This is a genomic window from Acidobacteriota bacterium, assembly GCA_030774055.1.
In the GTDB taxonomy this organism is placed as follows: domain Bacteria; phylum Acidobacteriota; class Terriglobia; order Terriglobales; family Acidobacteriaceae; genus JACPNR01.
Window position 1 is genome coordinate 1 of the sequence record JALYLW010000060.1, and the last position, 8,353, is coordinate 8,353.

An 8,353-nucleotide genomic window follows, 5' to 3' on the forward strand; every position below is an offset into this window, starting at 1 on the left:
CTCCGTGCCTCCGTGTCTCCGTGGTGAAGGGTTGGTTGTTCCCACACAAGGCGCTTATGCCCGCGCCGGCTCCGGCGGCGTCGTGGTCGGCGGCGCCGGTGGTTTGGCGGCAGGTTTCACCGCGGACGTCGCCGCAAACTTTGCCGTCCAATCCACCCTGCCGGTGAGTTGCATCACCACGAAGAGCGTGACGATGGAGCCGATGGTCACTGCCAGTCCGGTGAATCCCTGGAAGAAGAACGCATACGAGAACAGCACCAGGTAGACGAACTGCGCCAGCCCGGCCTCGACCGCGGCGAAGCGGATGCCCACGACCAGCCGCAGATAAGAGACGACCAGGATGATGGAGACCACCGCGCTGATGGCGAAGGCCAGATGGATGGAGATGTGGTCTACCAGGTACGCCATGAGCAGGTGGAAGGCGAAGAAGGCGGCCGCCAGGAAGAAATAATTCATGGGGTGCAGGTCGATGCCGCGCAACGTCGTGATGATGAACATCAGGAAGAAGAAAAAGAACAGCGAGACCGGGGCGAAGAAGCTGATCTGGCCGGCGAGCGGCCCGGGTTGGAGTTTCTCCGGCATGACCAGGGCGATGGAGTATCCGGTGACCAGGTTGGTGTAGTCCCAATCGAGCGTCCAGCCGTTCGCGTCTTCGTGTTTGCTAGTGGGAGAGAGCGTGTTCTCGGCGAAATCGATGGCTTTGAAATTGGTCGTCATGTGCAGCTTGAAGTCACGCACCTGCGCCACGTTCTCGTTGGACGCGCCGAAGTCATAGGCCCACCGCTCCAGACCGTGCGAGCGATATTTCACTCTCAGCTGCGCCGGTTTGCCGGCGGCGAGCTTCGCGTTCCCGTGCACCCCACGGTTGTCAGTGACGGTGGTGAGCGGCCGGCCATCGAGCTCGACGACCAGATCGTCATAGATCGCCTGCGTCGCGGGGAACTGGAAGTTGAACGAGACGTCGCGCTCCTCCGCGGTGTCGTTGCGGAAGGCGTGATCGCCGGCGAAGTCCACGGTGTAGGTGCTGTACCAGAGCAGGCCCTTCTGCCGATGCTCGAGGTCGAGCGCCACGTTGACCCTGCTGGAATCGAGTGGGAGATTGAAAGTGTCCACCACGTCGACCTCGCGGGTCTCGATTTTTTCGACGCCGCCGTTATTGGTCGTGAAGTTATTGAGCTGCTTGCGGACGCGGGTCCAGGTGGCGGTGGGCGGAGACTGCTTCTGCTGCACGCCCCAATTGGACGCGACTTTCTCCTTCAGGTCGCTGCCCATGCCGTAGGTCCGGGACATGATGGTGGCGCCCAGGATCATCCAGGCGACCGTGGTGCATACGAAGATGAAGATCAGAGCTGCCAGGCGTTTTGCCATGGAGCCTCCCAGTGGTTCCCGTCGCGCCGGAGAGCTTAGCACGGAGTACTTTGCAATGCAAAGCTATGCTGGGCCGGCGGGACGCCGGCGCTCCAAAGCAGATTCCTCGCTCCCTCGGAATGACAATCCCCAAAGAGGACTCTCCGTGCCTCCGTGTCTCCGTGGTGAAGGGTTCCGTCGCGAAGGGGCAGGAAAGCTAGCTTCGCCAGTGCAGCGTCACCGGCCCATCCAGCGGATGCTTCAAAGCCTGGCCGGTCCTTTTCGATTCCAGATAAGACGACTTGAGCTGGAAGTACCACTTGGCCGGCTTGTCGGCGTCGTCGATCAGCATCAATGACGGATTGTGCTTCAGGCCTTGCGCCTGCTGGACCATCGTCTGGCGGTCCTGCTCGACGAACTGTTTGCCGAAGTGGCGCGCGATGGTCATGGCGAGCGGCACGTGCCGGAAGATGTTCCAGGCAGCGGCAACGTCGATGCGGCAGCGCTCGCGCGTGATGGGCGTGACGGTCGTCAGCGAAGCGAACCAGTACTTGCCCGCGCGGATGGTCTCGTAGCGCAGGTTGGGCAGCACGAAGTCGATGGTGGTAGTGACATCAGCATCGCCGGCGTACCACTTGAGCAGCCGGTAGGGCGCGGAGTTCTTTGAAGGCTGATGCGCCGACATGCGAAAGCCCAGCGGGATAGGCTCGAAGTGCTTCTCCTTCTCGTGGATGGACTCGCGCTTGCGCCACCACCAGGCGGAGTGGACGAACGGTCCGTGGGCCGGGTCCATCAATCCGATGATGCCGTGGTCCACGTTCGCGGGCAGCTCAGCCCAGAGGTGCGTGCGGCGATAGTTCTCGCTGTTCTGCTGATTAAGGACGGGCAGCGCCGGCGCCGGGCAGTTGGGCTCGCCCGAGGTGCCGGGGTCGGGGATGAAGACCCAAAGGTAGCCATCGCGCTCTTCACAGGCAAAGTGTCCGGCTCGGATCTTCATCAGCGCAGCCCTGCGCGGGTCGAGCTTGTCGGCGGCGGTCAGCGACGGGATCTCGACGCACTGGGCGGAGCAGGCGTCGAACTTCCAGCCGTGATAGCTGCACTGGACGTCCTTGCCGTCGAACCATCCGTAGCTGAGCGGGATGCCGCGGTGCGGGCAGTTATCGCGCATCGCGAAGGCTTGCGCGGGCTTCCCCGAAACGGCGTCGGTTCGGCCCAAGACGAGCGGCGTCTCGAGCAGCATCACCGGGACAAGCTCGCGCGGGCCGACCTGGTCCGACCGCAGCGCGCGGTACCAGAAGCCGGTGAGCATCTCACCGGAGGCCGTGAATGGTGACAGGGAGGACACTGGCGGCAGTATAACCATTGCCGGGCACGCAGACCCCGACCGCCCGGACCGGGAAAACGTCTGGGAGGGGCATTGGTCGCTGTCCCGACGTAATGTACTTAGGAGATTCCCGGGTCAATGCCAGGAATCACCGTGTTTCATCCATGTTTCATCCGGTTACTTAGGTAGGTTCCCCGGTATCTGCCTGATTGATAACCCGTAAGGACTGCGCTAGAATCCCGCTACTCTGGTTGGTCTCCGTCAGGTTGGGGTCAAGGTGAAGGCCGCAGTGTCGGCGGCCGGGAGACTATCACATGCATAAACACCTTCTACTCGGCCTGCTCGGCCTGGTGAGTCTAAGCGCAAACTCGGCTGCAGCGCAGATCGTGCCGGTCCAGGAAAATGGCCGCACCGTCTACGTCGACGTGCCCCGCGCCCAGGACCAGACCGCCATGGCAGCGCCGCAGTATGGCCCGCGCAAGGTCTATCTCTACTACTCGAAGAGCGAGCACCGCTGGAAGCGTGTGCCGCCCGCCAGTGGCGCGACCATGCGCGCCGCGCGTTCGGCTGCGAAAGACGTGCAGCAGTACATCCTCTGGCGGCAGCAACAGCCCGCGTTCCGCGTGAACTTCGCCGAGAGCACTCCGGAAGCGGCAGCGAAGCCGGCCTTTGAACCTGCCGCATCCGCCGTGCCCTCCGAAAAAGATCAAGTCGGTGACGCCGAAGCCCTCACCGTGCCCAGCCGCAAGGGCCTGACGGCCGAGCAGCTCGACGCCATCATCGACGAAGCCGCCGCCAAGCATGGTGTGGATTCGAACCTGGTGCGGGCGGTGGTGAAAGTGGAATCAAACTTCAATCCGCGCGCCGTCTCGCGCAAAGGCGCGATGGGCCTGATGCAGCTCATGCCCTCGACCGCGCGCAGCTTGCAGGTCACCAATCCCTTCGACGCGCGCCAGAACGTGGATGGTGGCGTGCGCCACCTCAAGAGCCTGCTCGAGAATTTCAATGGCGACGTGACCAGGTCCGTGGCCGCGTATAACGCGGGCGCGGGCGCGGTGACGCGCAATCATGGCGTGCCGCCCTTCGCCGAGACGCAGGCGTATGTGCGGCGCATCAACCAACTCTACAGTGGCGACACTCCGATGCGTCGCAGCACCTCGGCCCCGATCCGCGCGTATCGCGACAAGTTCGGCGTGTTGACGTTCACCAACGACTAGCCGGGCCCGCAGTCGGCAGGTAAGCAGGGGCCCGCAAGGATCAAGGACAGGCGATCAGGATCGAGTGCGAACGGTCTTTCGATCGCTAGCGACGAGTTGAGCTACGCTGTCCCAATCCGGCGGACCAACCTGGCGGCCCTCGTCGCGGCCTTCGCCCTGATTGCGTTCGCCGCCTTTCACGTCCTTTTTCCCACCCCAGCCCTGGCCGCTCCGCGCAGCGTGAAGCAGAAGAAGCAGGCGGCGCTCCAGCACTTCGCCAAGGCCGAACAGATGCGCGAAGCGCTCAACGGACGCTCCGCCGGTGAACGCGCTCGCAAGGATTACAGCAAGGTCATCGACGCGTATCGCAGCGTCTATTACCTCGCGCCGACCTCGGCCAAAGCCGACGAAAGCGTGGTCGCGGTGGCCGAGCTGCTCGCCGACATGGGCCGTGTCTTCGGAGAGGACAAGGACTTTCAATCGGCCATCGGCCAATATGAGTTCGTGCGCAAGCAGTATCCCGGCAGCCGCTACCGCTTCGGCGCGCTGTTCACCATCGCGCAGATCTATGCCGACGACCTCGACGACCAGGCACAGGCGAAGCAGGCGTATGAAGAATTCCTGAAGCAGTATCCGCACCACCGGCTTGCCACCGACGCGCGCCAGGCGCTCGACGACATGGCTGCCGAGGCTGCGGCGAAGAAGAAGGGCATCAAGACGCCGAAGGAAAAGCAGAAGGAGCTGGCGCAGCGGCAGGCGCAGGGCGCTTCTGGGAACTCGGCGCCGGGCGTTGCGTTGGGCGTTTCCCAGAACAACAGCGGCGCGAAGGCGCGCGGGAAGTATCCGCTGGTGACCGGCATCCGGCACTGGTCCACACCCGATTACACGCGCGTGGCCATCGATCTTGAGGACGAAGTGAAGTACGAGGCGGGACGCATCCCCAATCCCGACCGCATCTTCTTCGACCTGCACAGCACCAAGCTGGCGTCGGAGCTGGTGGGCAAGACGTTCGATGTGGAAGACGGTTTCCTGCGCAAGATCCGCATCGCGCAATACCAGATCGGCGAGACGCGCCTGGTGCTGGACGTGGACGACGTCTCGGATTACTCCGCCTTCCTGCTGCCCAATCCGTATCGCCTGATCATCGACATCCACGGCAAGAAGCCGGCGCAGTCGTTCGCCAAGTTGCCCGTCGTGAATGAGTCGAAGCCGCCGGAGTCGAAGCCGTCTGGCGCGAAGGCGCTGGAGTCGAAGGCGTCCGAAGCAAAAGCAGGCGAGTCGCGGTCGGCTGCAGTCGCGAAGCCGGCGCCGCCTTCGGTCGTCGCGCCGCACGCGGAAGACAAAAAGCCCACCGACGAGCGGCCGGAAGTGGCCAGCCTGTCCCGCCCGGCGGTGGAGCTGAAGGCAACGACGAAGCCAACCTCCGGGCCCACGTTCGAGAAGGTGGCGCCGCGCGCGACCAAAGACAATGCTAAGGATTCCAAGGGCCGAGACTCGAAGGGTCGAGACTCGAAAGACAAGCTCGCCAAGCTCGAGCTTGCGCCCCAGGTAGAAGCCAATGGCTCGAAGGCAAAGCCGGCCGCGAATGGTGAGCGCTCGCTCATCCGCGCCCTGGGCCTGAAGATCGGGCGCATCGTGGTGGACGCCGGCCACGGCGGGCACGATACCGGCACCATCGGGCCGAACGGATTGCAGGAGAAAGACCTCGTCCTCGACGTGGCGCTGCGCCTGGGCAAGCTGATCGACCAGCGCATGGGGGCGGAGGTCATCTACACGCGCGACGACGATACTTTCGTCCCGCTCGAGACGCGCACCGCCATCGCTAACAAGGAGGAGGCGGACCTGTTCATCTCCATCCACGCCAACTCGAGCGACGACGAGAGCGCTCGCGGCATCGAGACCTACTACCTGAACTTCACTTCGTCGGCCGACGCGCTCGAGGTCGCCGCGCGCGAGAATGCGGTCTCGGAGAAATCCATCCACGAGCTGCAGGACCTGGTGAAGAAGATCGCGCTCAAGGACAAGATAGATGAGTCCAAGGAGTTCGCCGGCGACGTGCAGCACTTTCTCTACAGTGGGCTCTCCGCCAAGAACAAAGGGCTGCGCGACCGCGGAGTGAAGAAGGCGCCGTTCATCGTGCTGATCGGGGCGAACATGCCATCGATCCTGGCGGAGATATCGTTCGTCTCCAACCCGCAGGATGAGAAGAAGCTGCAGACGCCCGAATACCGCCAGAAGATAGCCGAATCGCTTTATCGCGGCGTCGCCAAGTACGTGAGCGGACTCTCCGGCGTGAAGGTCGCCAGCAAGCTTCCCGGCGCCAAACTGCCTATAAAAGACAAGGCCGACGGACAGTAGGGAAAGAGATTGAAAGCGATCCGATTTGCCTCGTTGATCCTCGCATTACTTTGGCTAGCAATCTCCCTCTGGGTGGTTTTCTCGAACGTGATCCTTCGAGAGACTCCTTTAGGGGTGATTGCTAGGCTTCTCGATACTCTTCCAGCTCGCGTCGGCAACCCCATCTTCATATGCCTTTGGGCCGTCCTGCTGTTCGGATGGATGTTGCCTCTGGGACTTGGCGTGCTAGGAGTCCGGAGAGGTTTTCGAGGAGAGTGAGTCCCCCACCTGCGACTAAACCCTCGCTTCTGTTGTCTAATGGAAGTAGCCCATGAAGCGCCTTCTCGCCATAGTCTTTCTATTCATCGCCGCGGCCGGCTTCGCTGCCGAGCCCCAGTCAACGCCTGCGCCGCTGTTGCCGCAGGCCTTCTCCGAGTGGCAGAAGACGGCGCCCAAGGTCAGCATCGATCCCGCGCAGGCGGATGCCGCCAACGCCGACGTGCTCAAGGAATACCGCTTCACCGGCTTCGAGGCCGCCACCTACACCAAGGCCGGACGCACGCTCAAACTCAAAGCCGCGCGCTTCCGCGACAAGAGCGGCGCCTACGGCGCCTTCACCTTCTACAAGGACGCCGACATGATCACGCAGCAGATCGGCGACCAGGGGTCCGCGAACGGCGAGCACGTCCTCTTTTACAAAGGCAATGTTCTGGTGGACGCCCAGTTCGACCGCATCAATGCGATGTCTGCCGCCGAACTGCGCGAGCTGGCCGAGGCGCTGCCGAAAGCGGAGGCTGCGGCGCAGATCCCGCCGCCGCTGCCCAGCTATTTTCCCAAGCAGTCGTACGTGAAGAATTCGGTGAGGTACGTGCTCGGTCCGGCGGGACTGAGCGCCATCCGCGCGCCGGTGACGGCGGACGTGGTCGAGTTCTCGAAAGCGCCCGAGATCGCGCTGGCCAAGTACACCACTTCGACCGGCGAGGCCACGCTCACGCTCATCGAGTATCCCACGCCGCAGATCGCGGCGCAGCGGCTGCGCTCGATCGAGGGCGCGCTGAACAGCGATCCGGACAAACGCAACGAGCGCAATAACTATGCCGCCAAGCGTACGGGACCGATCGTCGTCATCGTGACCGGCGCCATCCCGGATGGCGAAGCGAAGTCGCTGCTGGCGTCCATCAATTACGAGGCCGAGGTCACGTGGAACGAGCGCACCAAGTTCACGCTGCGTGACAGTCCCGCGAACCTGGTGTGGGCGGCGATGCGGCTCGCCGGCTACCTGGTGCTCAGCATGTTCGGCTTGGGCATCGTCTATGCGGTCTTTCGCTTCTGGGCACGCCGCTATTGGCCAGAACGGGAGCATTCTCGGGACATGATCCGGCTTGACCTGCGCTCGCGCGAGCCGGACGCGGTGTCGCAAGCGCTTCCGCCGGGACCAGCTAAGTAGCTGGTTTCTCTGCTGCTTGAGCCGTGGGCGGTGGAAAAGTGACAAAAATTGTCAAAGTGTGCCGCGAGACGCATGATTTGTAACTCATTGAAAACATTAGTAGTTATTTCGGAAAAAACGCTTGACACCCCTCTCGCCTCGACCATAAGATTTCGCCAGAAAGTTTTAGCGGTGTGAAGACTCCGTTGGAACTATTCTCCCTTAGAAAAGGCCGCCCTCTGCCGGGCGGTCTTTTCGTTTCTGCTGCATGACGATGACTCTTCCACGCTCGGTCCGCATCGGCGCGCTGCTCTTCGGCTGCTTCGCGCTACTGCGCCTGGTGGAGTCGGCGTGGATCGCGTGGGGACCGCGCTGGTCCGCCGCCGCGGGCGCATGGGCGGCGATGCATCCGGCGGGGACGGTGCCGAAGCAGATCGCGGCGAGCTTTGCCATGCTCGCGCTCGCATCGTGCCTCACGCGCGGCTATCGCTGGGCGTGGTTTCTGAGCGTGACGGGGGGAACGGTGCTGTGCGGCTTCGGCCTCGCCGTGCTGGCGCTGGCGACGATCCCGGGGAGCTTGGCGCGCGGCTTCGTCACGTCGCATCCGGCGGAGGCGGGCGCCGGTGCAGCGGAGTTGGTTTGCCTCGGCGGCGCTGTCAGCTGTCTCTTGCGCCGGGACGCGCGCGAGTTTTTTCGGAAGTGAGCGCCGAACCGCGCGAGCAC

Annotated in this window: 6 protein-coding genes; 4 read left to right on the forward strand and 2 right to left on the reverse strand. The window is 63.2% G+C overall.

Annotated elements, in window-relative coordinates:
• Positions 1–54 precede the first annotated feature (54 nt).
• Both M3P27_04720 and M3P27_04725 read right to left on the reverse strand, forming a co-directional pair.
• Positions 55–1,368 (reverse strand): inner membrane CreD family protein, encoded by a 1,314-nt coding sequence (locus M3P27_04720; GenBank protein MDP9267615.1) that lies wholly within the window; start codon positions 1,366–1,368, stop codon positions 55–57.
• A gap of 196 nt (positions 1,369–1,564) precedes the next feature.
• Complete coding sequence (locus tag M3P27_04725) at positions 1,565–2,692, reverse strand: Rieske 2Fe-2S domain-containing protein (GenBank protein MDP9267616.1); 1,128 nt, start codon at positions 2,690–2,692, stop codon at positions 1,565–1,567.
• A gap of 293 nt (positions 2,693–2,985) precedes the next feature.
• On the opposite strand from M3P27_04725, the gene M3P27_04730 reads away from it, so the two are divergent.
• From M3P27_04730 to M3P27_04745, 4 genes are all read left to right on the forward strand, one after another.
• Positions 2,986–3,888: a lytic transglycosylase domain-containing protein gene (locus tag M3P27_04730; GenBank protein ID MDP9267617.1), complete on the forward strand. Its 903-nt coding sequence runs from the start codon at positions 2,986–2,988 to the stop codon at positions 3,886–3,888.
• 96 nt (positions 3,889–3,984) lie between these two features.
• A complete protein-coding gene (locus M3P27_04735) occupies positions 3,985–6,225 on the forward strand; it encodes an N-acetylmuramoyl-L-alanine amidase (protein ID MDP9267618.1) in 2,241 nt (746 codons plus the stop codon).
• Positions 6,226–6,535: 310 nt separating this feature from the next.
• Positions 6,536–7,651 (forward strand): hypothetical protein, encoded by a 1,116-nt coding sequence (locus tag M3P27_04740; GenBank protein ID MDP9267619.1) that lies wholly within the window; start codon positions 6,536–6,538, stop codon positions 7,649–7,651.
• Positions 7,652–7,898: 247 nt separating this feature from the next.
• Complete coding sequence (locus tag M3P27_04745; GenBank protein MDP9267620.1) at positions 7,899–8,333, forward strand: hypothetical protein; 435 nt, start codon at positions 7,899–7,901, stop codon at positions 8,331–8,333.
• The last annotated feature ends 20 nt before the right edge of the window (positions 8,334–8,353 follow it).